The 22,972-nt window shown below is 65.0% G+C and carries 23 protein-coding genes and 1 tRNA gene; 9 read left to right on the top strand and 15 right to left on the bottom strand.

The window, feature by feature from the left end:
* Positions 1-11: 11 nt before the first annotated feature.
* A complete protein-coding gene (hemC, locus tag FHS48_RS10745) occupies positions 12-959 on the bottom strand; it encodes a hydroxymethylbilane synthase (protein WP_184263561.1) in 948 nt (315 codons plus the stop codon).
* 69 nt (positions 960-1,028) lie between these two features.
* Between hemC and tsaD the strand changes: the two genes are divergently transcribed.
* Positions 1,029-2,102 (top strand): tRNA (adenosine(37)-N6)-threonylcarbamoyltransferase complex transferase subunit TsaD, encoded by a 1,074-nt coding sequence (tsaD, locus tag FHS48_RS10740; protein WP_184263560.1) that lies wholly within the window; start codon positions 1,029-1,031, stop codon positions 2,100-2,102.
* 51 nt (positions 2,103-2,153) lie between these two features.
* Here the strand turns inward: tsaD and FHS48_RS10735 are convergent, their stop codons facing one another.
* Positions 2,154-2,918, bottom strand: a complete 765-nt coding sequence (locus tag FHS48_RS10735) for an SDR family NAD(P)-dependent oxidoreductase (RefSeq protein ID WP_184263559.1) — start codon at positions 2,916-2,918, stop codon at positions 2,154-2,156.
* A 378-nt stretch (positions 2,919-3,296) separates the two neighbouring features.
* Here FHS48_RS10735 and FHS48_RS10730 point away from each other — a divergent pair, with 378 nt between their 5' ends.
* Complete coding sequence (locus FHS48_RS10730) at positions 3,297-4,367, top strand: Glu/Leu/Phe/Val family dehydrogenase (RefSeq protein WP_184263558.1); 1,071 nt, start codon at positions 3,297-3,299, stop codon at positions 4,365-4,367.
* Positions 4,368-4,458: 91 nt separating this feature from the next.
* Here FHS48_RS10730 and FHS48_RS10725 read toward each other — a convergent pair whose 3' ends face one another.
* The 7 genes from FHS48_RS10725 to FHS48_RS10695 all read right to left on the bottom strand — a co-directional run bounded on the left by FHS48_RS10725 (position 4,459) and on the right by FHS48_RS10695 (position 10,249).
* Complete coding sequence (locus FHS48_RS10725; RefSeq protein ID WP_184263557.1) at positions 4,459-4,644, bottom strand: YgaP family membrane protein; 186 nt, start codon at positions 4,642-4,644, stop codon at positions 4,459-4,461.
* Positions 4,645-4,761: 117 nt separating this feature from the next.
* Positions 4,762-5,430: a Crp/Fnr family transcriptional regulator gene (locus FHS48_RS10720; protein ID WP_260402431.1), complete on the bottom strand. Its 669-nt coding sequence runs from the start codon at positions 5,428-5,430 to the stop codon at positions 4,762-4,764.
* 78 nt (positions 5,431-5,508) lie between these two features.
* A complete protein-coding gene (locus FHS48_RS10715) occupies positions 5,509-6,357 on the bottom strand; it encodes a hypothetical protein (protein WP_184263556.1) in 849 nt (282 codons plus the stop codon).
* Between the two features lie 246 nt (positions 6,358-6,603).
* Positions 6,604-7,896 carry an adenosylhomocysteinase gene (ahcY, locus tag FHS48_RS10710; protein WP_184263555.1) on the bottom strand — a complete coding sequence of 431 codons (1,293 nt, stop codon included), beginning with the start codon at positions 7,894-7,896 and terminating at the stop codon, positions 6,604-6,606.
* A 128-nt stretch (positions 7,897-8,024) separates the two neighbouring features.
* Positions 8,025-8,705: a phosphoribosylanthranilate isomerase gene (locus FHS48_RS10705; RefSeq protein WP_184263554.1), complete on the bottom strand. Its 681-nt coding sequence runs from the start codon at positions 8,703-8,705 to the stop codon at positions 8,025-8,027.
* Positions 8,706-8,707: 2 nt separating this feature from the next.
* Complete coding sequence (gene pyrF, locus FHS48_RS10700) at positions 8,708-9,448, bottom strand: orotidine-5'-phosphate decarboxylase (RefSeq protein ID WP_184263553.1); 741 nt, start codon at positions 9,446-9,448, stop codon at positions 8,708-8,710.
* A gap of 66 nt (positions 9,449-9,514) precedes the next feature.
* Positions 9,515-10,249: a hypothetical protein gene (locus FHS48_RS10695; RefSeq protein WP_184263552.1), complete on the bottom strand. Its 735-nt coding sequence runs from the start codon at positions 10,247-10,249 to the stop codon at positions 9,515-9,517.
* Positions 10,250-10,635: 386 nt separating this feature from the next.
* On the opposite strand from FHS48_RS10695, the gene FHS48_RS10690 reads away from it, so the two are divergent.
* The 4 genes from FHS48_RS10690 (at position 10,636) to FHS48_RS10675 (ending at position 14,312) form a co-directional block, all read left to right on the top strand.
* A complete protein-coding gene (locus tag FHS48_RS10690; RefSeq protein WP_184263551.1) occupies positions 10,636-10,932 on the top strand; it encodes a YciI family protein in 297 nt (98 codons plus the stop codon).
* A 56-nt stretch (positions 10,933-10,988) separates the two neighbouring features.
* Complete coding sequence (locus tag FHS48_RS10685) at positions 10,989-11,396, top strand: EVE domain-containing protein (protein WP_184263550.1); 408 nt, start codon at positions 10,989-10,991, stop codon at positions 11,394-11,396.
* A gap of 42 nt (positions 11,397-11,438) precedes the next feature.
* Positions 11,439-11,822, top strand: coding sequence for a Rieske (2Fe-2S) protein (locus FHS48_RS10680; RefSeq protein ID WP_184263549.1), 384 nt, complete (start codon positions 11,439-11,441; stop codon positions 11,820-11,822).
* A 69-nt stretch (positions 11,823-11,891) separates the two neighbouring features.
* Positions 11,892-14,312 carry a DUF3772 domain-containing protein gene (locus tag FHS48_RS10675; RefSeq protein WP_184263548.1) on the top strand — a complete coding sequence of 807 codons (2,421 nt, stop codon included), beginning with the start codon at positions 11,892-11,894 and terminating at the stop codon, positions 14,310-14,312.
* A gap of 74 nt (positions 14,313-14,386) precedes the next feature.
* Here the strand turns inward: FHS48_RS10675 and FHS48_RS10670 are convergent, their stop codons facing one another.
* Together FHS48_RS10670 and gpt are read right to left on the bottom strand one after the other, a co-directional pair.
* Complete coding sequence (locus FHS48_RS10670; RefSeq protein WP_184263547.1) at positions 14,387-15,163, bottom strand: class I SAM-dependent methyltransferase; 777 nt, start codon at positions 15,161-15,163, stop codon at positions 14,387-14,389.
* Between the two features lie 98 nt (positions 15,164-15,261).
* The gene (gene gpt, locus FHS48_RS10665) at positions 15,262-15,750 is read right to left on the bottom strand and encodes a xanthine phosphoribosyltransferase (protein WP_184263546.1); all 489 of its coding nucleotides are present in this window, start codon (positions 15,748-15,750) and stop codon (positions 15,262-15,264) included.
* Between the two features lie 253 nt (positions 15,751-16,003).
* On the opposite strand from gpt, the gene FHS48_RS10660 reads away from it, so the two are divergent.
* Positions 16,004-17,602, top strand: a complete 1,599-nt coding sequence (locus FHS48_RS10660) for a gamma-glutamyltransferase family protein (protein ID WP_311769121.1) — start codon at positions 16,004-16,006, stop codon at positions 17,600-17,602.
* 32 nt (positions 17,603-17,634) lie between these two features.
* Here the strand turns inward: FHS48_RS10660 and modC are convergent, their stop codons facing one another.
* From modC to FHS48_RS10645, 3 genes are all read right to left on the bottom strand, one after another.
* Positions 17,635-18,759, bottom strand: coding sequence for a molybdenum ABC transporter ATP-binding protein (gene modC, locus FHS48_RS10655; RefSeq protein WP_184263545.1), 1,125 nt, complete (start codon positions 18,757-18,759; stop codon positions 17,635-17,637).
* 56 nt (positions 18,760-18,815) lie between these two features.
* The gene (locus tag FHS48_RS10650; protein WP_184263544.1) at positions 18,816-19,535 is read right to left on the bottom strand and encodes a hypothetical protein; all 720 of its coding nucleotides are present in this window, start codon (positions 19,533-19,535) and stop codon (positions 18,816-18,818) included.
* A gap of 247 nt (positions 19,536-19,782) precedes the next feature.
* Positions 19,783-20,160 carry a DUF2293 domain-containing protein gene (locus FHS48_RS10645; RefSeq protein WP_260402430.1) on the bottom strand — a complete coding sequence of 126 codons (378 nt, stop codon included), beginning with the start codon at positions 20,158-20,160 and terminating at the stop codon, positions 19,783-19,785.
* A 58-nt stretch (positions 20,161-20,218) separates the two neighbouring features.
* Here FHS48_RS10645 and FHS48_RS10640 point away from each other — a divergent pair, with 58 nt between their 5' ends.
* Positions 20,219-21,838: an ABC-F family ATP-binding cassette domain-containing protein gene (locus tag FHS48_RS10640; protein WP_184263543.1), complete on the top strand. Its 1,620-nt coding sequence runs from the start codon at positions 20,219-20,221 to the stop codon at positions 21,836-21,838.
* Between the two features lie 168 nt (positions 21,839-22,006).
* Here the strand turns inward: FHS48_RS10640 and FHS48_RS10635 are convergent.
* A tRNA-Ser gene (locus tag FHS48_RS10635) sits at positions 22,007-22,096 on the bottom strand.
* 390 nt (positions 22,097-22,486) lie between these two features.
* Between FHS48_RS10635 and FHS48_RS10630 the strand changes: the two genes are divergently transcribed.
* Positions 22,487-22,777, top strand: a complete 291-nt coding sequence (locus tag FHS48_RS10630; protein ID WP_184263542.1) for a hypothetical protein — start codon at positions 22,487-22,489, stop codon at positions 22,775-22,777.
* Positions 22,778-22,972 lie beyond the last annotated feature (195 nt).

The following is a 22,972-nucleotide window of genomic DNA, read 5'->3' as shown; positions in this document are numbered from 1 at the left end:
CCCCGTCCCCCTCAGGCCGAGGGGGTGGTCAGGAAGCCGTCTCCGGCCCGGGCCAGCAGCCGTTCCGCCACCTGCACGCCCAGCTGCCCGGCATCGGCGCGCGCGCCTTCTCCGGCATCGCTCAGCACTTCCGACCCATCCGGACGGGCCATCAGCCCCCGGAACGCCAGCCGGGTGCCATCCGCCGACAGCTCGGCCAGACCGGCGATCGGGGTGCGGCACGACCCGTCAAGCCGGGCGAGGAAGGCCCGCTCGCAGGTGACGCGGTCGAAGGTGTCCGGGTGATTCAGCGGGGCGAGCAGCGCCTGCGACGCCGCATCATCGGCCCGGCAGGTGATGCCGATCGCCCCCTGCGCCACGGCAGGCAGCATGTCATCCACCGACAGGGTGCCGGTGATGCGGTCGGCCATGCCCAGCCGGTTGAGCCCGGCCTGCGCCAGCAGGGTGGCATCAACCACGCCCTCTTCCAGCTTGCGCAGCCGGGTCTGGACGTTGCCGCGCAGCACCTCCACCCGCAGGTGCGGATAGCGGGCCCGGATCTGGGCCTGACGGCGCAGCGAGGCGGAACCGATCACCGCCCCCGGCGGCAGATCGGCCAGCGACGCCGCCTTCAGGCAGATGAAGGCATCGCGCGGGTCCTCCCGCTCCAGCATGCACGGCAGGATGATGCCGTCCGGCAGCCACGTCGGCACGTCCTTCATGGAATGGACGGCGATATGGATCTCGCCCGCCAGCATGGCGTCGTCGATCTCACGGGTGAACAGCCCCTTGCCGCCGATTTCCGACAGCGGACGGTCCTGCACGGTATCGCCGGTGGTTTTGATGATGACGATCTCAATCGCCCCGTCCACCGCCAGATGCGGGTGGGCGGCGATCAGCCGGTCACGGGTCTCGTGGGCCTGCGCCAGCGCCAAGGGGCTGCCGCGGGTGCCGATGCGCACTTTCGCTGTGGTGTTCATGGTTCCGGTGTTGTAAGGGCTGTAGACTGAAAAACCGGACACACAATACGGAAAGGACCGCCCCGGGTCATGCTGATTCTCGGCATCGAAACCAGTTGCGACGAAACCGCCGCCGCCGTCGTGCGGGCTGACGCCCCAAAAGGCGGGCGGGTGGTGTCGGAAGCGATCCTCAGCCAGCTTGATGAACACCGCCCCTATGGCGGGGTGGTGCCGGAAATCGCCGCCCGTTCCCACCTTGACCATATCGATGCGCTGGTCGCGCAGGCGATGGAGCAGGCCGGGATCGGATTTGCCGATCTCGATGCCCTTGCCGTCACCGCCGGACCCGGCCTGATCGGCGGGGTAATCGTCGGCGTGATGACCGCCAAGGCCATCGCCGCCGTCCACCGCAAGCCGCTGGTGGCGGTCAACCATCTGGAAGGCCACGCCCTGACGCCGCGCCTGTCCGATGATGTGCCGTTCCCCTATCTGCTGCTGCTGGTCTCCGGCGGGCACTGCCAGATTCTGGCTGTGGAGGATGTCGGGCGTTACCGCCGCCTTGGCACCACCATCGACGATGCGGCGGGTGAAGCGTTTGATAAGGTCGCCAAGATGCTGGGCCTCGGCTATCCCGGCGGCCCGGCCCTGCAGAAAGCGGCGGAACGGGGCGACCCGCGCCGGTTTGACCTGCCCCGCCCGATGAAGGGGCGGCCCGGCTGTGATTTCAGCTTTTCCGGGCTGAAGACCAGCGTCCGCCAGACCGTGGAAAAAATGCCGCCCGGCCCGCTGAGTGAACAGGACAAGGCCGATCTGGCCGCCGGTTTTCAGGCGGCGCTGGTCGATTCGGTGCGGGACCGGGTAAAAAAGGCGATTATCCTGTTCAAGGAACTGTACCCCCATGGCACCGCGCTGGTGACCGCCGGGGGGGTGGCCGCCAACGTGCCGCTGCGGGCCAGCCTGAAGGCCTTGGCCGCACAGGCGGATCTGGACTTTGTCGCCCCGCCGCTGAAGTGGTGCACCGACAATGCGGCGATGATCGCCTGGGCCGGGGCCGAGCACCTGCGTCGCGGCGCGGTTTCGTCGCTGGACTTCAAACCCCGCCCGCGCTGGCCGCTGGATCCTGACGCCCCGAAATCCACCGGGGCCGGAGCGGTGAAGGCATAAGAAAACCCCCGGAGAGAAAGCTCTCCGGGGGTTTCGTCTGACCGCCGCCGATCAGCGCGGCTCAAGGCGCAGGGCACCATCCAGACGGATACATTCGCCGTTCAGCATCGGATTGGCGGCAATCTGCACCACCATGCGGCCATATTCCGAGGCCTTGCCGAGGCGGCCCGGGAACAGGGTCTTGGCGATCAGGCTGTCGTACACATCCGGCGGCAGGCCGGTCATCATCGGGGTTTCAAACAGGCCGGGGGCAATGCACATCACCCGGATCCCCTTGGGGGCGAATTCCCGCGCCGCCGGCAGGCTGAGGGAAGCAACCCCGCCCTTGGAGGCCGAATAGGCCGCCTGCCCGATCTGGCCGTCAAACGCGGCGATGGAGGCGGTGTTGACCACCAGACCGCGCTCGTTATCCGCGTTCAGCACGTCCTGCGTCATCATTTCGGCGGCACACTGGCTCATGACGTTGAAGGTGCCGACCAGATTGATCTGGATGGTCCGGGCAAACCCGGCCAGATCCATCGGGCCGTTCTTGCCGACGATGCGCCCGCCATGCACCACCCCGGCGCAGTTGACGTTGATGCGCACCGGGCCGTTGGCCTCCCGCGCCACCGCCAGCGCCGCCTGCACCGACTCCGGGCTGGTGACATCGCAGACAGCCGCGACCGCGCCGATTTCGGCAGCGGTGGCCTTCAGCTTTTCTTCCTGCACGTCGAGGAGGGTGACCTTGGCCCCGGCAGCGATCAACGCTTCCGCCGTGGCGCGGCCCAGACCGGACGCCCCGCCGGTGACGATTGCAGCAAGCCCTTTAACGTCCATGATTGTCTCGCTCCCATACTCGGCTGCCCCGGGAAAAGGCCGCAGCAACAGGCCTCTGGCGGGGATTTTTTTGATGACGGGGTCCCGATGGCCCCATCCGCCGACTGTATGCAGATCAGCGGGGAATGTACACGGTGACGCCACGGAAAGCCGGACCGCTTTTTTGTGGTTTGGCCCCTCCCGGCCCGCCGCGTCATTTTTGAAGCGCATGAACGGTTTTGCCGCAATAAAGGTGCAAAAACGGGGCAAGAAATAAAATTGCGTCGCGTAATTTTATTACCGATAGTCAAGACCTGCAACGCTTGCCCCGCCCCACAGAAATCCCCCCGGCAGAGGCGGACAGAGGGCGGACGGCCAACCCCTGAGGACGATCCAAAAATGGACATCACCACGCTCCGAGACTTTGACGACCACGAACTGGTTCTGTTGGCCCGCGATGCCGACTCCGGCCTGACCGCCGTGATTGCCGTGCACTCCACCGTTGCCGGTCCGGCCTGCGGCGGCACCCGGATGTGGGCCTACGCCACCCATGAGGAGGCGGTGATTGATGCCCTGCGCCTGTCGCGCGGCATGACGTATAAGAACATCATGGCCGGTCTGCCGCTGGGCGGCGGCAAGTCGGTGATCATCGGCAATGCCCGCACCGATAAGTCGGACGCCCTGCTGCGCGCCTTTGGCCGCAAGGTGGAAGCGCTCAGCGGCCGGTACATCGCTGCCGAGGATGTCGGGACCTCTCCCGCCGACATGGCTCTGGTCGGGCAGGAAACCCGCCACGTTGCCGGGCTGACCGGTGGTGCCGGGGACCCGTCACCGTTCACCGCCTTCGGCGTCTACCATGGCATCAAGGCGACGGCGCGGGAACTGACCGGTACCGCGGACCTGAAGGGCCTGAAGATTGCCGTGCAGGGCCTTGGTCACGTCGGCCAGTACCTGTGCCAGCATCTGGCGGCGGAAGGGGCGCAGCTGATCGTCGCCGATCTGGACAGCGACAAGGTTGCCGAACAGATCCGCCTGCACGGGGCCACCGCCGTTGATGCCGGGGCGATCCATGCCGCCGACTGCGACATCTATGCCCCCTGCGCCCTCGGGGCCACCGTCAATGCCCGCAGCATCCCCGAAATCCGCGCCAAGGCGATTGCCGGGGCCGCCAACAACCAGCTCAGCGTTCCCGAAATGGCCGCCGAACTGGCCAGGCGTGGCATCCTTTATGCCCCGGATTACGTGATCAACGCCGGGGGGATCATTTCGGTCTCCGCCGAAGTGACCGGCACCTTCGATCATGCCGCGATCATGGCGCGGTCCGCCGCCATCGGCGACACCGTCAGCAGCATTTTTGCCCGTGCCAAGGCCACCGGTGCCACCACGGCGGATGTCGCCGACATGCTGGCGCAGGAAAAACTGGCGGCCCTGAAGGCAGCGGGTCCGGCACAGGGCACCAAGGCCGCATAAGCAGTTTTTTTGCGCAACAATGGTGCAGCAAAAACAAACCGGGCGGGAGATCACTCCCGCCCGGTTTTCTGTTCAGGGGACCTGCGCCGGATCAGGTCCGGCAGGTCTTGATCCCCAGCGGCAGATAGGCCGGGCACCAGCCGATCAGGCCGGTCAGCAGCGGCACTGCCCCCAGATAGCCCCACCAGCCGACCGTTCCGGTAACCGCCAGTCCGATCAGCACCAGACCGACCACAATCCGCAGCACCCGGTCAATTCCGCCCACATTCTTGCTCATCGATCCCTCCGAAGACTGAACGCCCGGCATCGGGGCGTCCGTTCATGACGGGGCCAGTATCGCGCCCGGCAGGGCCGCTGTCGGTAACTTGATCACACAGCCGGAGAAAACAGGGTGTTACCCCGTCCGGGTCAGGGCAGACAATTCGTCAGGATGCAGAACGGTCAGACGCCCCCGGTGCAGGGCAATCCAGCCCCGCCGTTCAAACTCTTTCAACTGGCGGGAAATCACCTCGCGGGCGCTGCCCAGTTCCGCCGCCAGATCCTGATGGGTGGCCACCACAACGCCATCGGCACCGCAGCGGTTGACCAGCAACGCCGCCAGACGGCTGTCAATGCGGCCAAAGGCCACATCCTCGATCAGCATCAGCAGATCGGAGACCCGGGTGGCATAGGCGGTGAAGGCAAACTCGCGGAACCCTGCCGAGGAGGCCAGAAGCTGGGTAAACACTGGGGCCGGAAGCAGGCCACCGTCAATGTCCTGCTCGGCAATGCCTTCCGCCCCATAATCGCGGTGTGCCATCAGGCAGACGGTGGTCAGAACACAGGTCTGCCCGCCTTCAACCCGGTACAGCACGATTTCCCGGCCGTTTTCCCCCACCTTCTGCACCCGGACGCAGCCATCCCGCACCAGCAGGAAGGCCTGACAGGGATCCCCGTCCGCGAACAGCCGGGTCCCGGCGGGAATCCGCACCGGCCGCACCGACTGGCGCAGCAGGGACTGCGCCGCCGGATCAAGCGCCTGTAAGGCCGGAAACGCCGAAAGAAGGGCAGAAAAATCCATCATGCACCGAAATCCGTCCGCTCAGGGCAGGGGGAGGGGGACCGCAGTGTGCCACAGCCCTCCTCCCGACCTGAAGCCGGATCAGATCGGCCCGCTGTATTTGCTGTCGTAAATCGGCGTCGAGTCGAGTCGTCCGCTCGACAGGATCCGCTTCTGCTCCACGCTGGCGGTCAGGATCGGCTGGGTTTCCGGCGCGACTGCCGGGGTCTTCTCCAGCCGCATATCGACCGCACCGATATCCCGGCCGGAATAGGTCACCCGCAGGGCTCCCTGCTGCTTGGGGTCGGCACTGGTGGTGAACTCAATCCGCAGCCGGGTATTGTCCTGCCCGACCAGCGTGAAGACCTGCTTGCCGTCCTTGGCATTGGCCCGCTGCGCCACGATATCGCCCTGAATATCCCGGGTCGGGTTATTCATGCGCATGATAAGGCCCTGCAAACGGTCCTGAATGTACTGGCCTTCCTTCGACTGGGCCCCGTCGAAATATTTGGCGATATACTGGTTCAGGGCCTTGCCGTCCGGACCGGTCTTTTCCAGCAGCTTGGTGTTGTATTTGACCTTATCCGCCAGCGGCGCATCATCCTTCGGACGCGGCGTCTCCGCCGTCGCGGCGGTGTTCCGGGTCTGGCGGGTCGCGGTGGTGCGGATTCCGGCACGGCTGAGCGCGGCATTGGCCCGTTGCAGGGCTTCCGCCTTCAGTGTCTCTTTTTCAGCATCGCTGAGCTGGGTCTTCGCCGTATTCGACAGCGAAACCGAGCTGGCACTGCCGAACCGACTGGCGCTGGGATCATCGATCCCGGTTTCTTTCGAATACCGGTTGATTGATGCCTGCGGCACCGAAACCGTCTGGGTCTGCCGGTTGCGCAGGGTTTCATAAAGATCATCCGAAGATGTCTGATTCATATAGGTCAGAAGTGATGTGATGGCCATGGCTGTCCCCGGACGCAAGGCTGAACCGACGCACCCGGCAGGCCCCACAACCGGCTGAGCACGTATTACGGATCACACATGCAAGAAGCGAACCACTCCGCTGAAAGTCTTAGAGTCGCAGCACATCGTAACCCAATCATCTCCAGCACCCGGTAAAATCTGCCCACCCCTTCAAACAGAACGGGCGGACGCAATCGCGCCCGCCCGTTATACGACTGCTCCGGCGTGGCCGGGACAGGGTCGGTTTTAGTAACGGTACATGTCCGGCTTGAACGGACCGGCCAGCGGAACACCGATGTAATCGGCCTGCGCCTGCGACAGGGTGGTCAGCTTCACGCCCAGCTTGGCGAGGTGCAGCAGGGCCACCTTTTCGTCGAGGTGCTTCGGCAGCACGTAGACCTGATTTTCGTACTTGTCAGCGTGGTTCCACAGCTCGATCTGCGCCAGCACCTGATTGGTGAAGGACGCCGACATCACGAAGCTCGGGTGGCCGGTGGCGCAGCCGAGGTTCACCAGACGGCCTTCGGCCAGCAGGATGATGCGCTTGCCATCGGCGAATTCGACTTCGTCGACCTGCGGCTTCACATTGTGCCACTTCAGGTTCTTCAGGCCAGCGACCTGAATTTCGTTGTCGAAGTGACCGATGTTGCAGACGATCGCCCGGTCCTTCATCGCCCGCATGTGGTCAACGGTGATGATGTCGATGTTGCCGGTGGTGGTGACGAAGATGTCCCCACGGGCGGCAGCGTCGTCCATGGTGGTGACTTCGTAGCCTTCCATCGCCGCCTGCAGGGCGCAGATCGGATCGATTTCGGTGACGATCACGCGGCAGCCGGACGCACGCAGCGACTCGGCAGAGCCCTTGCCCACGTCGCCGTACCCGGCAACGACGGCAACCTTACCGGCCAGCATGACGTCGGTGGCGCGGCGGATACCGTCAACCAGCGATTCACGGCAGCCGTACTTGTTGTCGAACTTCGACTTGGTGACGCTGTCGTTGACGTTGAAGGCCGGGACCTTGAGGGCACCCTTCTTGGCCATTTCATACAGACGGTGCACGCCGGTGGTGGTCTCTTCCGAGATACCCTTCACGTCGGCCAGCAGCTGCGGGTACTTGTCGTGCATGATCTGGGTCAGGTCGCCGCCGTCATCCAGAATCATGTTCGGGCGCCAGCCGTCCGGGCCTTCGATGGTGGCTTCAATGCACCACCAGAACTCTTCCTCGTTCATGCCCTTCCAGGCGAACACCGGAATGTTGGCAGCGGCAATGGCAGCGGCGGCCTGATCCTGCGTCGAGAAAATGTTGCAGGAGGACCAGCGCACTTCCGCGCCCAGCGCCACCAGCGTCTCGATCAGGACGGCGGTCTGGATGGTCATGTGCAGGCAGCCGGCGATGCGGGCCCCCTTCAGCGGCTGGCTGGCACCGTATTCCTCGCGCAGGGCCATCAGGCCCGGCATTTCGGTTTCGGCGATGACGATTTCTTTCCGGCCCCAGTCGGCCAGGGACATGTCTTTTACCTTGTAGTCGGTAAAGGTCATTGCTGTGCTCCCGCAGCGATAAAAGTCCAGCCTCATGTACCAGAGGCCGGACCACATTGCAAGATCGATATAAGGATATCTTTATATCTTCAATTCAGGACACCGACCCCACCGGGCCAGCCAGTCCCTCAGGCAGCATCGTCCTCGGCCGCCACGGCAGCGATAAAGCGGGCGATCAGCTCCGGGTCCTTCTCGCCGGGTGCCGACTCCACCCCCGAGGACACATCAACCCCGGGTGCACAGGACTGCCGCATCGCCTCGCCCACCGTGTCGGGCGTCAGCCCCCCGGCGAGAAACCACAGTGTGTCCGACGGATCGGACCACTTCAGCATCAGATCCCACGGGAAGCTGACGGCATTACCGCCGGGCCGGTCCGCCCCGGCAGGCGGCTTGGCATCAAACAGCAGGTAATCGGCAATCCCGGCATAGGCCTTCGCCCCGTCCAGATCGGCCGCGGTGGCAACACCGATCGCCTTGATCACCTCCACCCCGTATTCCAGCCGGATATGCTCCACCCGCTCCGGGGTTTCATCGCCATGCAGCTGCACCACATCCAGCCGCAGGATCCGGAACACCGCATCCAGATCCGCATCGGTGGGATCCACGAACAGGCCGACGGTTTTCACCTCGTCCCAGATCTCCGGCGGCAGGTCGGCCACCATTTCCACCACCCGCTCCGGCGTCACCGCCCGCGGGCTTTTCGGGAAAAACACAAAGCCAAGGAAATCGGCTCCGGCCTCGACGGCGGTTTCCACCGCCTCTTCATCGGTCAGGCCACAGATTTTGATCAGAGTCTGGGATCCGGCCATGGTCAGAGGCTCCCGCTCTGGGCATGGCGGATTTCCTGCGCCACCCGGTGAGCGGCCGCCGTCGGCTCCACCGCCGCCGTGATCGGGCGACCGACCACCAGAATATCGGCCCCGGCGTGCAGGGCCTCCGCCGGGGTCATGATCCGTTTCTGGTCATTGGTGGCCGACCACGCCGGGCGCACCCCCGGCACGATCAGCTTAAAGTTCGGCCCGCAGGCCTCGCGCAGCATCGCCGCCTCGTGGGCGGAGCAGACCACGCCGTCAATGCCGCACTCCCGCGCCAGCAGGGCCAGTTCCAGCACCTGATCGGACACGCTGCGCGACACCCCGGTCTCGGACAGATCGGTCTGATCCATGCTGGTCAGCACCGTCACCGCCAGCACCAGCGGCCGGGTGACCAGATGCCGGGCCGCGCCATCGTGCGAAGCATCGACGGCGGCCTTCATCATGTCGCGGCCCCCGGCCCCATGGACGTTGACGATGGCGGGGCGGGCGGCACAGGCCGACCGGATCGCCCCGGCCACGGTGTTGGGGATGTCGTGGAACTTCAGGTCCAGAAACACCGGCACGTCATCACTGGCCTTTGACACCTCCCGCACCCCTTTCGGGCCGTTGGCGACAAAGAATTCCAGACCCAGCTTCACGCCCCCGGCCGCCTCGGCAACCTTGGCGGCCATCGTGGTGGCTTCAGCCACATCGGGCGTGTCGAGGGCAACGAACAGCGGATTGGGGAATGCGGTCATCACGGTCTTCCGGAAAAATCAGTCAACCGTGCCGTTATACCATCCTCCGCCGCGACTGCCAGCCGCCTATGCGGGCACCGCCACCCGCTCCAGCATATCCAGCAGCCGTTCGGTGGCACCGCGCCCGAACCACTGGTCGAGGTCATCCCCTTCCTTCGGGTTCTGCAACATCACCATCAGCTCGCCGAACAGACCATCGCAGAGGGCGACAAAATGCTGCGGCGTCGGCCGGAACACGTTGGGCCACGCCTCGGACCGGACTGTTTCCATAAAGATCGCCCGCACGTCCTCGGTATGCTCAAAGGCACTGACCAGACGGATCAGCGTCTTCAGCAGCAGCAGCCGTGACGGCGGATGCCCCAGCAGGGCCCGCCGCAGTTCGCCGTCCTGCACATTGGGAAACCGGCTGAGCAGACGGCTGGCATCGGCGTTCAGGTCGGAATAGGGCAGGGTGCCCAGCACTTCCCGCAGGAAGACCGCCATCCGGCCCAGACAGTGGCGGGGAAACGACGGGGATCCCTCTTTCCGCTCCGTCACCAGACCATGCGGATAAAATGCCATCACCAGACGCAGCAGAAAATCGGTCCGGCGATCCCACGCCGGGCGCTCGATCGGTTCCGCCCGCAGGGCATCCGCCGCCGCATCCTTGACCATGCGGGTGGCACAGGAGCCACAGGTCACCCGCATCCGGCTGATCTGCCCCTTCAGGTAGTGCTCCGTCTCAGCCTTCAGCCGTTCGCCGCCTTTGGCCTCGGCAACCCGGACGGCCAGCGTCCCGATATCCTCTGCCAGACGGATCATCTCCGGTCCGCCGACGCCTAAGCGGATACGTTCATTTTCCAAGGTCAACACAGGCTCCCCGACAAAGGCCCACCGTCAAAGGTTTCAGGTCTTTTTGATGCTGTCCGTCTGCCGCCTGCCCCGTCGGCCGTACGGACCCTTCCAATTGGTTGAGAACATCACAGGCTTATACAGCTTGGCAATAGAACTTCTGTCTGGGCAGACATGGCACAGACCGGTATTCCCCGGAAGACAACGACCTTGGGTCGCGCCACGCCGGTAAACCCGGCTGTGAAAGCGGTTTTCCCCACTGGCCGGATCGACTACTCTGGCCCCGGTGGCCGGACCTGTTCCCGGCCTCCCTATGCCTTAATCAGGCCCCTTCAGCCGCATCTCCGGAGAGTCCGATGCCCCTGTTCGCGATCCACTGCTTCGACAAGCCCGGCCATCAGCAGGTCCGCCTCGATACCCGCAACGCCCATCTGGACTATGCCAAGGCGTGGGAAGAGCACATGGTTGTCGGCGGCCCGCTGCTGACCCCGGACGGGCAGGGCATGGTCGGATCGATGATCATCATGGACCTGCCGGACCTACAGGCCGCCTATGACTGGTGCGCCAACGACCCCTACGGCAAGGCCGGGCTGTTTGAAAGCGTCACCGTCCGCCCGTACCGCGCCCTGCTCGGCAAGGCCAAACAGGCCTGATCCGGGCCACCTGATCCGGGCTAATCGCGCCCCCGGCACCCCCGCAGGAGCCTGCCATGCCCTTGTGGCTGATGAAATCCGAACCCGAAACATGGTCGTGGGACCAGCAGGTGTCAAAAGGCACCGAGGCCTGGACCGGGGTCCGCAATCATCAGGCGGCAGGCTTCCTGAAGGCAATGCGCTGCGGGGATCAGGCGTTCTTTTACCATTCCAATACCGGCCGGGCAGTGGTGGGGATTGTGACCGTGGTGCGGGAAGCGTACCCCGACCCCACCGATCCCACCGGACGGTTTGTCTGTGTTGATGTGACGGCGGACCGCGCCCTGCCACACCCGGTCACACTGGCGGAGATCAAAACCCGCCCGGATCTGGCCGCCATGGCTCTGCTGAAGCAGGCCCGGCTGTCGGTGATGCCGGTGACGGAAGCCGAATGGGCCGCCGTCTGCCGGATGGGGGGCCTGTGAGTCCCGCGTCCGTCCTGCCCCACCCCCAGCCCGGAGGTTTCAATGCCTGATCCGCTGCCTGATCCGCTGACGGCCCCCCGCCCCCTGTTTCCGCTCGATTCGCTGCGCGATCCGGGATGCCGGGAAGTGGTGGTGGAAACCGCCGGGGACCGCTCCGGCTTTTTCGTGGTGCGGCAGGGGCAGACAGTTCATGCCTATGTCAACGCCTGCCCGCATCAGCGGGTGCCGCTGAACTGGAAGCCCGACACTTTCCTGACCCCGGAGCTGGACGCCATCCAGTGCTCCCTGCACCGGGCCCTGTTCCGGATTGAGGACGGCTACTGTACCGAAGGCCCCTGCGCCGGACGGTCGCTGACCCCGGTGCCGGTGCAGGTTGAGAACGGGATGGTCGTGGTGACTGCCCCGGCCCCATCATCCGTGCCCTGATTCTGCCGTATCCGCCTGTCTATAAAAGGCGGCTCTGTTGACCCCAAGACCATACAGGTTCCGACTGCCATGCCGTCCCTGCTTTCCCTTTTCCCCCGCACCGGCCCCGGCCTGCCCCGGTTTGCGGTGCTGCTGCTGGCCTTTGGCCTTCTGCTCAGCGCCGCCGGAGCCCACGCCGCCGGCACCCCGGACAAACGCCCGGCCGCCGATCTGTTCAAGGCGGCCGGAGCCCTGTTTGAGGGGGCAGAAAAGCGGATCGTTGATGCCGAAACCGGGCGGATCAAAGTAGACGATCAGTCCCTTCAGGACCTGCGCAACCAGTTGCAGGACCAGACCCACGCCTTCACCCCCCTGATCACCGACCTGAACACGGAAAAGCAGGGCGTGACTTCGGAAATGGAGGCCCTCGGCCCCCCGCCGGAGGATAAGAGCACCGAAGCCAAGGATGTGGCGACGGTCCGCCAGCGGCTTGCCGCACAGGCAGCCCAGATTGATGCCGAAATCAAACAGGCCCAGCTGCTGCGGGTTCAGGCCCAGTCGCTGGCCCAGCGCGTGTCCTCGGTGCTGCGCGTCCGGTTTGCCAACCAGCTGTTCAGCCGCGCCCCGCTGCCGCTGAATCCCGGCACCTGGACTCTGGCGGCGCAGGAACTGGACGAACAGTCCTCCGGCCTTGGCAAGTCCGTCGCCACCGCCCAGTCGGTCAACTGGAGCGACCCCGGTGTCCAGTCCACCATCCGCAAGCTGGCGGCGACCCTGATCGTCGGCCTGATGCTGGTGTGGCCGGTGCGGCGCTGGCTGAACCGCCGCCTGCTGCCGTCGTGGAGCGATGACCGTGACCTCGGGTTTTCCGAACGGGTGTGGGTGGCCGGTCGCCGGGCGGTGATCCGGCTGGTGCCGTTTGCCCTGTCTCTGGGCATGGTCAACGCGGTGATTTTCAGTGCCTCCATCCTCAGCCCCAGCAATGCGCAGGTGTTCGGGGTGCTGTCCGGGGCGCTGGTCGGGTTTATCGTCAACTCCAGTCTGGTGTGGGCGGCATTTTCCCCGACCAAACCCGGCTGGCGGGTGGTGCCGCTGCCGGATAAGTCGGCACGGTCGGTCAGCCATCTGATCACCGCCCTGCTGCTGATCCTGATCCTCGACGCCGTTCTGTCCGTCGCCCTGACCCTGTATGACGTGTCGGTTGAAGCGGCCAGCGTGACGCTGTTTGCCGTCACCGTTGCCCTGATGGTGCCGCTGCTGCTGCTGTGCCGGGCCCGCCCGTGGCATGACGACATGGATTCCCGGCTGGTCGGCTACAGCCGCTGGCTGCGCTGGCCGGTTTCGGCCACCGCCATTGCCGCCTTCATCGCCGGGGCGGTCGGCTATGTCGAATTCGGGCATTATCTGGTCACCAATCTGGTGCAGACCCTGGTGGTCAGCGCCATCGCCGTGGTGGTCTACGTCGTCCTGCGCGAACTGCTGAACAGTGCCCTGCGCCGCACCGGCGTCTTCACCGCCGATACCCCGGAACAGGCCGCCGATGAAGACCATGCCCGTGGCGATGCCATGGTGCGGTTCTGGGTCAATGTCCTGATCGGGTCCGCCGTCATCATCCCGGCCTCAATCGTCCTGCTGCTGATCTGGGGCGTCGGGCAGGAAGCGCTGGAATCGGCGTGGCGGCTGTTTGTCGACGGCATCACCATCGGCGGGATCAACCTGTCGGTGATCAACCTGTTCTCGGCGCTGGTAGTGTTCGCGGTCCTGCTGTTTGCCACCCGTCTGGTGAAAAACGTGCTGGAAACCCGGGTCCTGCCGATGACCCGGCTGGATATCGGCCTGCAACACTCCTTCTCCACCTCGGTCGGCTACATCGGCACGGTGGTCGCGGTGCTGGGGGCGGCCTCCACCCTTGGCTTCGGCCTGTCCAATCTGGCGATCGTCGCCGGTGCCCTGTCCGTCGGTATCGGTTTCGGGTTGCAGACCATCGTCAACAACTTTGTCTCCGGTCTGATCCTGCTGTTTGAACGGCCGATCAAGGTCGGGGACCGCGTGGTGGCAGGGGGAGCCGAAGGCTACGTCCGCAAGATCAAGGTGCGTGCCACCGAAATTGAAACCTTCGACCGCTCCACCGTCATCATCCCGAACTCGGCCCTGATCACCGCCCCGGTCACCAACTGGTTCCTCAACAACCGCTTCGGGCGCGGCGTCATCAATATCGGTGTCGATTACACCGCCGATCCGGAGCAGGTCCGCGAGATCCTGCTGGACTGCGCCCGGGCCCATCCGCGGGTGATCCAGTCCCCGGCGTCGCCCAGCGCCTTCCTGATGAACTTCGGCGACAGCGCGCTGGAATTTTCCCTGCGCTTCCAGCTGGATGACGTGGAAGTCGCCACCTCCGCCGCCAGCGAAATCCGCATCAATATCCTGAAGCGGCTGCGGGCGGAGAACATCGGCATCCCCTTTCCGCAGCGGGAAGTCCGGGTCCTGAACGAGGGTGACAAGGCCCTCTGAACCAATCCCTTTTCCCCATAAGCAACGGGCGGCCCCGACAGGAGCCGCCCGCTTTTTTTTTCTCTGGCCTCAGATCAGCCCGCCAGCGCGGCCCGGAAGCGCAGCCGCATGTAATCGGCCCACCAGCCGCCCGACGAATCGCGCAGGGCCGGGGCCATCGCCGCCTCGGCCTCTTGCAGGATCGCCTGCTGTTCAGCCCCCTCCAGACCGGCGACAAACGGCCCGGCGAAGGTTTCCAGCCAGCCGGTCATTCCGGTCGGCAGCGGCGTCGGCCGGGGGACCAGTGCAATTTCCTCAATCCGGAAGCCATGCTGTTCCAGCAGGGCCGAATATTCCTGCACGGTCGGGAAGTACCACGGATTGCGCGGGGCCGGATCAATGCCCCGGCGGTTCAGGGCTGCGGTCATGGCGGTCACCACCGCTGCCACATTGCCGAAACCGCCAAACTCGGCGACGAACCGCCCGCCGGGCACCAGCGCCCGCGCCACACCGGCCACCACCGCTTCGGGGCGGGTCATCCAGTGCAGGGCGGCATTGGAAAACACCGCTTCGAAGCAGGCGGAGAAGGTCAGGGCGTGCCCATCCATCACCTCCGCCGTCAGGCCCCGGGCCCGGGCGGCGTCAATCATCGCGGCGGATCCGTCCACCCCGGTCACCACCGCCCCGCAGGCCGCCAGCTTTTCCGTCAACGCCCCGTCACCACAGCCGAGATCAAGGATCCGCTCCCCCTCCGCCGGGGCCAGCAGGGTCAGGACCGGAGCCCCGAGGACCGGCACAAATCCGGCATTGGTCTGATACCGCCCGGCGTCCCAGATCTGGCCTTTGCCGGTCTGCGGTGATGCTGCGCTCATGGGGGGACTCTCCTGCGTATGGTCCATGCTGCCTTCTGCATACAGGAACGGGGGTGGATTGCTCCACCCCCGTTCTGCTGTTTTTTTCAGGACGGCCGTTATTTGCGGCGGGCCAGCGGCTCGTTCGGCTGCAACTCGGCATCCCACGGGAACTGCAGCCAGGTGGTCTGTTCGATCGGCACCACGAAGGTATCGACCGCGTCCTGCCCCTGCGGCTTGGCATAGACGGTGGCGACATGCGCCTTCGGCAGCAGCTTCTTCACCAGACGGGCGGTGACGCCGGAGTCGACCAGATCGTCCACCACCAGCCAGCCTTCACCATCGCCGACCAGATCCTTCTGGACGTCTTTGATGACAGTGGGGTCGCCCTGCACCCGGTCGTCGTAGGAGACGATGGAGATACAGTCGATCAGACGGATATCCAGCTCGCGGGCCAGAATCGACGATGGAATCAGGCCGCCACGGGTGATGGCGACAATGCCCTTGAACGGGGCCATCTGCACCAGCTTGTGGGCCAGCATGCGGGTATCGCGGTGAAACAGTTCCCACGCGATCGGGAGGTAACGGCTGGCGGTATAGTCTTTCATCTCAGGGCTTCCGGGTTGAAGGAGGTCGGGGAAACGCCGGTCAGCCCCCCGTCAGCGGGGATCTGTGGGCGGAAAGTCCGGCCTGCGAAATTTTCGTGCTTTACCAGAAGCGCGTCATTTTAAACAATGGCGCCAAATTCGGAAGCCCCCTCAACGGGCAGGGATGCCCAAAAATGCATCCCTGCACCCGATCCGGGGACTCCGGAGCTTTTGGGCCTTGCCCAAAAACCAGACTGAGCGAACGGGACCGTCGATGCTGCATACCGCCTCTGCCCTGCGTGGCCTGATCGCCGCCCCCCACCATCTGGCCGCCCAGAGTGGCCTTGCCGTCCTGCGCGACGGCGGCAATGCCATCGAAGCGATGGTGGCGGCAGCGGCGACTATTGCCGTGGTCTATCCGCATATGAACAGTCTGGGCGGGGACGGATTCTGGCTGATTCATGAACCCGGCCGCCCTCCGGTCTCCATTGACGGCTCCGGGGCGGCGGCCCGGCAGGCCGATCCGGCGCTGTACCGGGGCAAGGGTTTTTCCGCCATGCCGCTGCACGGCCCGCTGGCCGCCTGTACCGTGGCGGGTACGGTGTCCGGCTGGCAGTCGGCGCTGGAAATTTCCAGCGGGCGCTGGGGCGGGACCCTGCCGCTGGACCGCCTGCTGGAAGACGCGATTCACTATGCCCGCCACGGCTTCCCGGTGGCGTCGGCGCTGCATCAGATGGCCCGGCGGCAACGCCCGGTGCTGGAAGCGGTGCCGGGCTTCCGCGATTTCATGCTGATCGGCGGATCGGTCCCGGCGGAAGGGGCGATCCTGCGCACCCCGGCGCTGGCCACCACGCTGGAGCTGCTGGCCCGCAACGGCCTTGATGATTTTTACCGGGGCGAAATTGCCCGGCGGATTGCCGCCGATCTGGCCCGTTGTGGCAGCCCGCTGAAGGCCGAGGATCTGGCCCGCCACCGCCCGGTGCGCCGCCGCCCGCTGGCAACGCAGGTTGACGGCGGCATTTCACTGTTTAACGCCCCGCCGCCGACGCAGGGCCTGACCGCCCTGATGATTCTGGCGCTGGTTGACCGCCTGAACCCGACCGAGGCCGAGGGCTTCGACCATGTCCATGCCATCGTCGAAGCCACCAAGGTGGCCCTGAAGGTCCGCAACGCCCACATCACCGACCCGCTGAGCATGGAAGTCCACCCCACCACCTACCTGCACGACTCGGTACTGGACCGGCTGGCAGACGGCATTGACCGCCACAGGGCGGCCCCATGGCCGGCCCGGCTGGGGGACGGCGATACGGTCTACCTGTGCGCCGCCGACGGCGAAGGGCGGATGGTCAGCTTCATCCAGAGCGTCTACCACGGCTTCGGCTCCGGCGTCGTTCTGCCCGAGACCGGCATCCTGTGGCACAACCGTGGTGCCGGATTCACGCTGGAACAGAATCATCCCAATTGCCTGAAGCCGGGCCGCAAACCGATGCACACGCTGGCCCCGGCGATGGCCAAGTTCCGCGATGGCCGGGTGATGGCCTTTGGCACCATGGGCGGAGACGGGCAGCCACAGACACAGGCCGCCCTGTTCACCCGCTACGCCCGCTTCGGGCAGTCGCTGCAACAGGCGGTGTCCGCCCCGCGCTGGGTCTTGGGAAAAAGCTATGGCGACTCCAAGCCCCATGACCTGAAGCTGGAAAACCGTTTCTCCCCGGCGCTGTACGCCGCGCTGGAACGGGCCGGACATGAGAATACCGTTCTGGGAGCATTCGAGGACATCATGGGGCATGCCGCCGCCGTGGTCCGTCATCCCGATGGCCTGCTGGAAGGGGCGGCCGACCCGCGCAGCAACGGGGTGGTCGCTGCCTTCTGATCCGGGAGGCACATCCATCCCGGTCCCGGCGGTCAGGGGCTGTGGGAAATCACCCCGCCCCGGGTCAGGGAGGCCGCCTTGATCAGGGCAAACACCGGCAGGCCGGGGGTTAAGCCCAGATCCTGCACCGCCGCCCGGGTGATGCGGGCGGTCAGGCATCCGTCCCCGGCCACCGACAGGGTGGCATCGACCGTGCCGCCACTGCCGGTTTCCAGACCGGTCAGGGTGGCCGGAACGATATTGCGGGTGCTGATCGCCTGTGGCCGTTCCAGTGCCAGCGCCACATCGCGGGCAAAAATCCGCACCCGGACCGACTGACCGGGCACCATGGCTGTCTGCGGGGCCTCCACCCCGATCCACAGCGGCCCGGCTGCCGTCCGCACGCGGACACTGTCGGCGCCGACCTCCTCGACCGCAGCGGACAGGACGGTTGCCGGATCCTGCACACCGGTCAACGGCCACAGATCCCGCCGGTTGAGCAGGGTTTCCACCGGCCCCTGTGCCGCCACCTGCCCCCGGCTGATCAGCACCAGCTCATCCGCCAGCCGCAGCACCTCGTCCATGGCGTGGGTGACGTAGAGGACCGGGATCCCGAAATCCTGCGGCAGACGCGCCAGAAACGGCAGGATATCCGCTTTGCGGGCGGCATCCAGCGCCGCCAGCGGCTCGTCCATCAGCATCAGATGGGGCGAGGACAGCAGGGCCCGCCCGACGGCCACCCGCTGCCGCTCCCCCCCCGACAGCGAGGCCGGGCGGCGGTCCAGCAGGGCGGTCAGCCCCAGCATCTCCGCCACCGGCTCCAGGGTCAGCCGCCGTTCGGCTGGTCGGCACAGCCGCCAGCCAAACAGCAGATTGCTGCGCACCGACAGATGCGGAAACAGCCGGGCATCCTGAAACACCATCCCCAGCCGCCGCTGCTTCGGCGGCAGATTGACGGTGGCAGCCTGCCCGGGCTGGCGGGAAAACAGGGTCTTTTCCCCCAGCCGGATCAGGCCCCGGTCCGGGGTCTGCAATCCGGAAATCAAAGACAGCAGACTGCTTTTCCCGGCCCCGGAGGGACCGAAGACCGCCGTGATCCCCGGTGCGCCACCCCCAACCGACAGAGCCAGCGACAAAGCCAGATCCCCTTGTTGCCGGGCAACATCAACGGTGAGCATCAGCAGACTCCTTCCTGATCGGGGGACCGGTCTTTCCGATCCCCCGCAGCCTGCCCTTAAATCAGCGGCACGCCAAGGGCCCCCGGCTGATCAATCCCGATCGGGCTGCCATCACTGCTGACCAGCGCCCCGGAAGCCCCGGTTTTCCCGACATCGAGCTGGAACGACGCGTTCTGGACATTTTCCGCAGCCCGCTCCGCCCACTTCTCGATTTCCTTTTCCTTGGCCGGATAGGCTTTCTTCCAGCGGCGGGCGGCTTCCGCCACCTTGGACAGGGAATCCGCCTTAGCGATGGCACTGGTCTTATCGTAATTTTCCGAGAAGGTCGGATCTTCGTTGATCGCCTTTTCGATCAGTTCCTTCATCCGCGGCTCGCCCCGCACCTTCAGCGTCCCATCCTGCGCCTTATAGACGCTGATGTTTCCGTCCACCGGAATCCGGCTGCGCGACAGGATGCTGTTAAGCTGATCGCCCAGCGCCCGCACCGACTGCCGCAGCGATCCGGTGAAATCGTAATTGCCGTCCTTATCCGGGGTCAGGTGCAGCGCCTGTCCGGCAAGGGCAACCTTGGCCTCGATTCCTTTCAGGGTCGCTTCCGTCTGCGCGCTGTCGGACAGGGTGGTGACACTGGCCGCCCCGGATCCGGACACCGCAGACGCCCCGGCCTGCGACGTCAGCAACGGATCCTCGTCCGACGACCCGGCTTTGGCGGCGTAGGGGGTGCGGGACATCGCCTTGGTCCAGATATCCCGCGATGAGGTGATGGCTTCAGCCATGATTCTTATGCTCCGGCACAGTATCAGACCATCGGCTGATGGTCTGGGGGAAGACCGGAACATTAGCAATAACAAAGCCATACCGGCCGGAGACCGGAAAAACCCTAATAATCAAGGGAGCCCTTTGGATTTCTACGCCTGAAATCAGGTGCAAACATGCAAACCTCTCAGGCACCACCTTCCCGCACCCGGCATATTCTGCCGCCGGAAGGGAACAGGTAGGCAATTCATTCACCCTAAGGTTTTCTCAGTCAACCGGGATTTCCTCCGGGCTGACCCGGCGGCGGCACCCCCAGTCCCCCAGCGCGGTGTTCAGGTCATCGACCACAAAAAACCGGGCGGCATCGCGGTCGTAGCCGGAGGCGATCAGGTCGTCATACTCGGTGTAAACATGGCGGGCATGGGCCACCAGAGACAGCCATGCCGCCGCCTCCGCCGAGGCCATCCGCAGCCCGCGGCTGTGCAGAGCATGGTCCAGCACCGCCCCTTCATCATAGCGGGGCAGATCCGGCACCAGACGGCGCAGCACCGCCTTCAGGTCATCAACGCGGGACATGTGCGGGCCTTCCTTCCATTTCACGGCGGCACTGTCGCGCCAATCCTGCCGCAGGCCAAGAAAAACCATGCGCCGCCCCGATCCTGTGGCATAAGGGGGGCACTCTGCCAACGGAACCCAGACCCCCATGATACGCTTTGAGAACATCACCAAACAGAACGGCCACCGGATCCTGTTCGTCGAGGCCTCCGCCGCCCTTAACCGGGGGGAAAAGATCGGCCTTGTCGGCCCCAACGGCGCGGGCAAGACCACGCTGTTCCGGCTGGTGACCGGCGAGGAAGCCCCGGATGAAGGGCAGGTCTCGACCGAAAAGAACGTATCGGTCGGCTACTTCAATCAGGATGTCGGCGAAATGTCCGGCCGCAGTGCGGTGGCCGAGGTGATGGACGGGGCCGGGCCGGTCAGCGCCGTGGCGGCGGAACTGGCGGAACTGGAAGTCGCCATGTGCGATCTGGAGCGCGAGGATCTGGACGCCGTGATCGAACGCTACGGCGAAGTACAGGCCCGCTTCGAGGAACTGGGCGGCTACGCGCTGGAAGGCCGGGCCCGCGAGGTGCTGGACGGCCTCAGCTTCAGTCAGGAGATGATGGACGGCGACGTCGGCCTGCTGTCCGGGGGCTGGAAGATGCGCGTGGCGCTGGCCCGCATCCTGCTGATGCGCCCCGATGTCATGCTGCTCGACGAACCGAGCAACCATCTGGATCTGGAAAGCCTGATCTGGCTGGAAGGCTTCCTGAAGACTTACGACGGGGCCCTGCTGATGACCTCGCATGACCGCGAGTTCATGAACCGGATCATCAACAAGATCATCGAAATCGACGGCGGCACCCTGACCACCTATTCCGGTGATTACGAATTCTACGAACGGCAGCGGGCGCTGAACGAAAAGCAGCAGCAGGCCAAGTTCGAACGGCAGCAGGCGATGCTGGCCAAGGAGCTGGAATTCATTGAACGCTTCAAGGCCCGTGCCTCGCACGCCGCGCAGGTGCAGAGCCGGGTGAAGAAGCTCGACAAGATCGAACGCTTTGAACCGCCGAAGCGCCGTCAGGTGGTGTCGTTCGACTTTGCCCCGGCCCCGCGCTCCGGCGAAGACGTGGCGGTGCTGCGCGGCGTGCATAAGGGCTACGGCAGCAAGACCATCTATCAGGGCCTTGACCTGACGATCCGCCGCAAGGAGCGCTGGTGCGTGATGGGGGTCAACGGGGCCGGGAAATCAACCCTGCTGAAGCTGATCGCCGGAGCCAGCCAGCCCGATGCCGGGACCGTCACCATCGGGGCCAGCGTGCGGATGGGCTACTTCTCCCAGCATGCCATGGAAACGCTGGACGGCGACAAGACCATCTTTGAAACCCTCGACACCCAGTTCCCGCAGGCGAACCAAGGGGTGCTGCGGGCACTGGCCGGGTGCTTCGGCTTTTCCGGTGATGACGTGGAAAAGCCGTGCCGGGTGCTGTCCGGCGGGGAAAAGGCGCGGCTGGTGATGGCGATCATGCTGTTCAACCCGCCGAACTTTCTCGTGCTGGACGAACCGACCAACCACCTTGACCTTGATACCAAGGAAATGCTGATCAAGGCGCTGGCCGCCTATGAAGGCACCATGCTGTTCGTCTCGCACGACCGGCATTTTCTGGCTGAACTGTCCAACCGCGTGCTGGAACTGACCCCGGAGGGGATCCACCAGTACGGCGGCGGCTACACCGAATATGTCGCCAGCACCGGGCAGGAAGCCCCGGGGCTGCATCACTGAGGCTGACCGGCGGAATCGCATGAACGGGGCGGGGCTGATCCGGAAGGGTTGGCCCCGCATCGCTTCAGGGTGCTTCCGACACGCGGAACCACCGCCGTTGCGGATTGGCGCATGCAGGGAAGACAAAGCAAAACCGCCCGGCTTTTTCAGCGCGGGCGGTTTCAAATCTGGCGGAGAGGGAGGGATTCGAACCCTCGATACGGTTTCCCGTATACACACTTTCCAGGCGTGCGCCTTCAACCACTCGGCCACCTCTCCATATCTTATCCGGCAATGGGTTATGCAGGTTGATTGCCCCGAGAACCGGACCGCTTCAGGTGTTCCCCGTCGCGAGGCCGTTTAGATATCCGACCGGGCTGATGATTGCAAAGGCTTTTTTCAAACCCGATGATCTTTTTTTGATCCGCCGCTTTTTTCGGGAAAACTTTATAGATTTTTTAGGGCACTCCGGTGACACTCTCACCCACCAGTAGAAGGTCGCCCGCTTAAGTCAGGGTTTGCCGCTGGCCGGTCTCCCCCACAGTCAACGGGACCCGTCCGGCACTGACCCTTCGCAGAGGCACTCCGGCGGCCCGGCCCGGTACACGGGCGTATCGACCCTCTCGCGACGCGGGGATCATCATGATGGGACGGTTCTTCGGATGGCTTATGCTTGGACTGGCCTTTCTGGCCGCGTCCGCTGATGCAGTGCTTGCCCTTGGCTCGGCAGGGCACGACAGCCTCGCCACCGGCGAGATCCTGACCCTTCTGGCCGGGCAGACCCCACAGATGCCCGACCCCCTCCACACCCGCTTCCCGGTGGCGCTGACATCGTGGCTGCTGCAACTGCCGGCCTGGACCGTGATGGGGGGCCTTGGCATTTCCCTGCTGCTGCTGTTCCGCCCCAAGCACCGGAAAATGCTGTTCGTCACCCACAACCGCCGCCGGTCCCTGCGCTGAACCGCGACGGTCGGAGGCACACAGCCAACCCTGATACCTGACTTTTTTACACGCCTATCATCACGAAGGGCTTTCGTCCGGCGGGCCAGACCGTTACATAAGACAGCAGTCGCATTGCCCTGCCGGACAGACCATGCCATCCTGCACCGGCCCGGGTGTATCCCGGTGATCCGGCCCGCCTGGCGGACCCGGCAC

Source organism: Novispirillum itersonii, from assembly GCF_014205675.1.
Classification (GTDB): Bacteria; Pseudomonadota; Alphaproteobacteria; order Rhodospirillales; family Rhodospirillaceae; genus Novispirillum; species Novispirillum itersonii_A.
Note: the sequence above shows the minus strand (reverse complement) of the source record. Positions and strands in the feature narration are given on the sequence as shown.

Excerpts from the sequence above, each read along its gene's own strand:
- FHS48_RS10720 (WP_260402431.1), bottom strand. The coding sequence starts at position 5,430 with ATGATGGATTTTTCTGCCCTTCTTTCGGCGTTTCCGGCCTTACAGGCG.
- FHS48_RS10675 (WP_184263548.1), top strand. The coding sequence starts at position 11,892 with ATGCCGTCCCTGCTTTCCCTTTTCCCCCGCACCGGCCCCGGCCTGCCC.
- pyrF (WP_184263553.1), bottom strand. The coding sequence starts at position 9,448 with ATGACCGCATTCCCCAATCCGCTGTTCGTTGCCCTCGACACGCCCGAT.
- FHS48_RS10645 (WP_260402430.1), bottom strand. The coding sequence starts at position 20,160 with ATGGTTTTTCTTGGCCTGCGGCAGGATTGGCGCGACAGTGCCGCCGTG.
- hemC (WP_184263561.1), bottom strand. The coding sequence starts at position 959 with ATGAACACCACAGCGAAAGTGCGCATCGGCACCCGCGGCAGCCCCTTG.
- FHS48_RS10695 (WP_184263552.1), bottom strand. The coding sequence starts at position 10,249 with ATGATCCGTCTGGCAGAGGATATCGGGACGCTGGCCGTCCGGGTTGCC.
- FHS48_RS10715 (WP_184263556.1), bottom strand. The coding sequence starts at position 6,357 with ATGGCCATCACATCACTTCTGACCTATATGAATCAGACATCTTCGGAT.
- ahcY (WP_184263555.1), bottom strand. The coding sequence starts at position 7,896 with ATGACCTTTACCGACTACAAGGTAAAAGACATGTCCCTGGCCGACTGG.
- FHS48_RS10680 (WP_184263549.1), top strand. The coding sequence starts at position 11,439 with ATGCCTGATCCGCTGCCTGATCCGCTGACGGCCCCCCGCCCCCTGTTT.
- FHS48_RS10640 (WP_184263543.1), top strand. The coding sequence starts at position 20,219 with ATGATACGCTTTGAGAACATCACCAAACAGAACGGCCACCGGATCCTG.
- FHS48_RS10660 (WP_311769121.1), top strand. The coding sequence starts at position 16,004 with ATGCTGCATACCGCCTCTGCCCTGCGTGGCCTGATCGCCGCCCCCCAC.
- tsaD (WP_184263560.1), top strand. The coding sequence starts at position 1,029 with ATGCTGATTCTCGGCATCGAAACCAGTTGCGACGAAACCGCCGCCGCC.
- FHS48_RS10650 (WP_184263544.1), bottom strand. The coding sequence starts at position 19,535 with ATGGCTGAAGCCATCACCTCATCGCGGGATATCTGGACCAAGGCGATG.
- FHS48_RS10725 (WP_184263557.1), bottom strand. The coding sequence starts at position 4,644 with ATGAGCAAGAATGTGGGCGGAATTGACCGGGTGCTGCGGATTGTGGTC.
- FHS48_RS10705 (WP_184263554.1), bottom strand. The coding sequence starts at position 8,705 with ATGGCCGGATCCCAGACTCTGATCAAAATCTGTGGCCTGACCGATGAA.
- FHS48_RS10690 (WP_184263551.1), top strand. The coding sequence starts at position 10,636 with ATGCCCCTGTTCGCGATCCACTGCTTCGACAAGCCCGGCCATCAGCAG.
- FHS48_RS10730 (WP_184263558.1), top strand. The coding sequence starts at position 3,297 with ATGGACATCACCACGCTCCGAGACTTTGACGACCACGAACTGGTTCTG.
- FHS48_RS10630 (WP_184263542.1), top strand. The coding sequence starts at position 22,487 with ATGCTTGGACTGGCCTTTCTGGCCGCGTCCGCTGATGCAGTGCTTGCC.
- FHS48_RS10735 (WP_184263559.1), bottom strand. The coding sequence starts at position 2,918 with ATGGACGTTAAAGGGCTTGCTGCAATCGTCACCGGCGGGGCGTCCGGT.
- FHS48_RS10670 (WP_184263547.1), bottom strand. The coding sequence starts at position 15,163 with ATGAGCGCAGCATCACCGCAGACCGGCAAAGGCCAGATCTGGGACGCC.
- FHS48_RS10685 (WP_184263550.1), top strand. The coding sequence starts at position 10,989 with ATGCCCTTGTGGCTGATGAAATCCGAACCCGAAACATGGTCGTGGGAC.
- gpt (WP_184263546.1), bottom strand. The coding sequence starts at position 15,750 with ATGAAAGACTATACCGCCAGCCGTTACCTCCCGATCGCGTGGGAACTG.
- modC (WP_184263545.1), bottom strand. The coding sequence starts at position 18,759 with ATGCTCACCGTTGATGTTGCCCGGCAACAAGGGGATCTGGCTTTGTCG.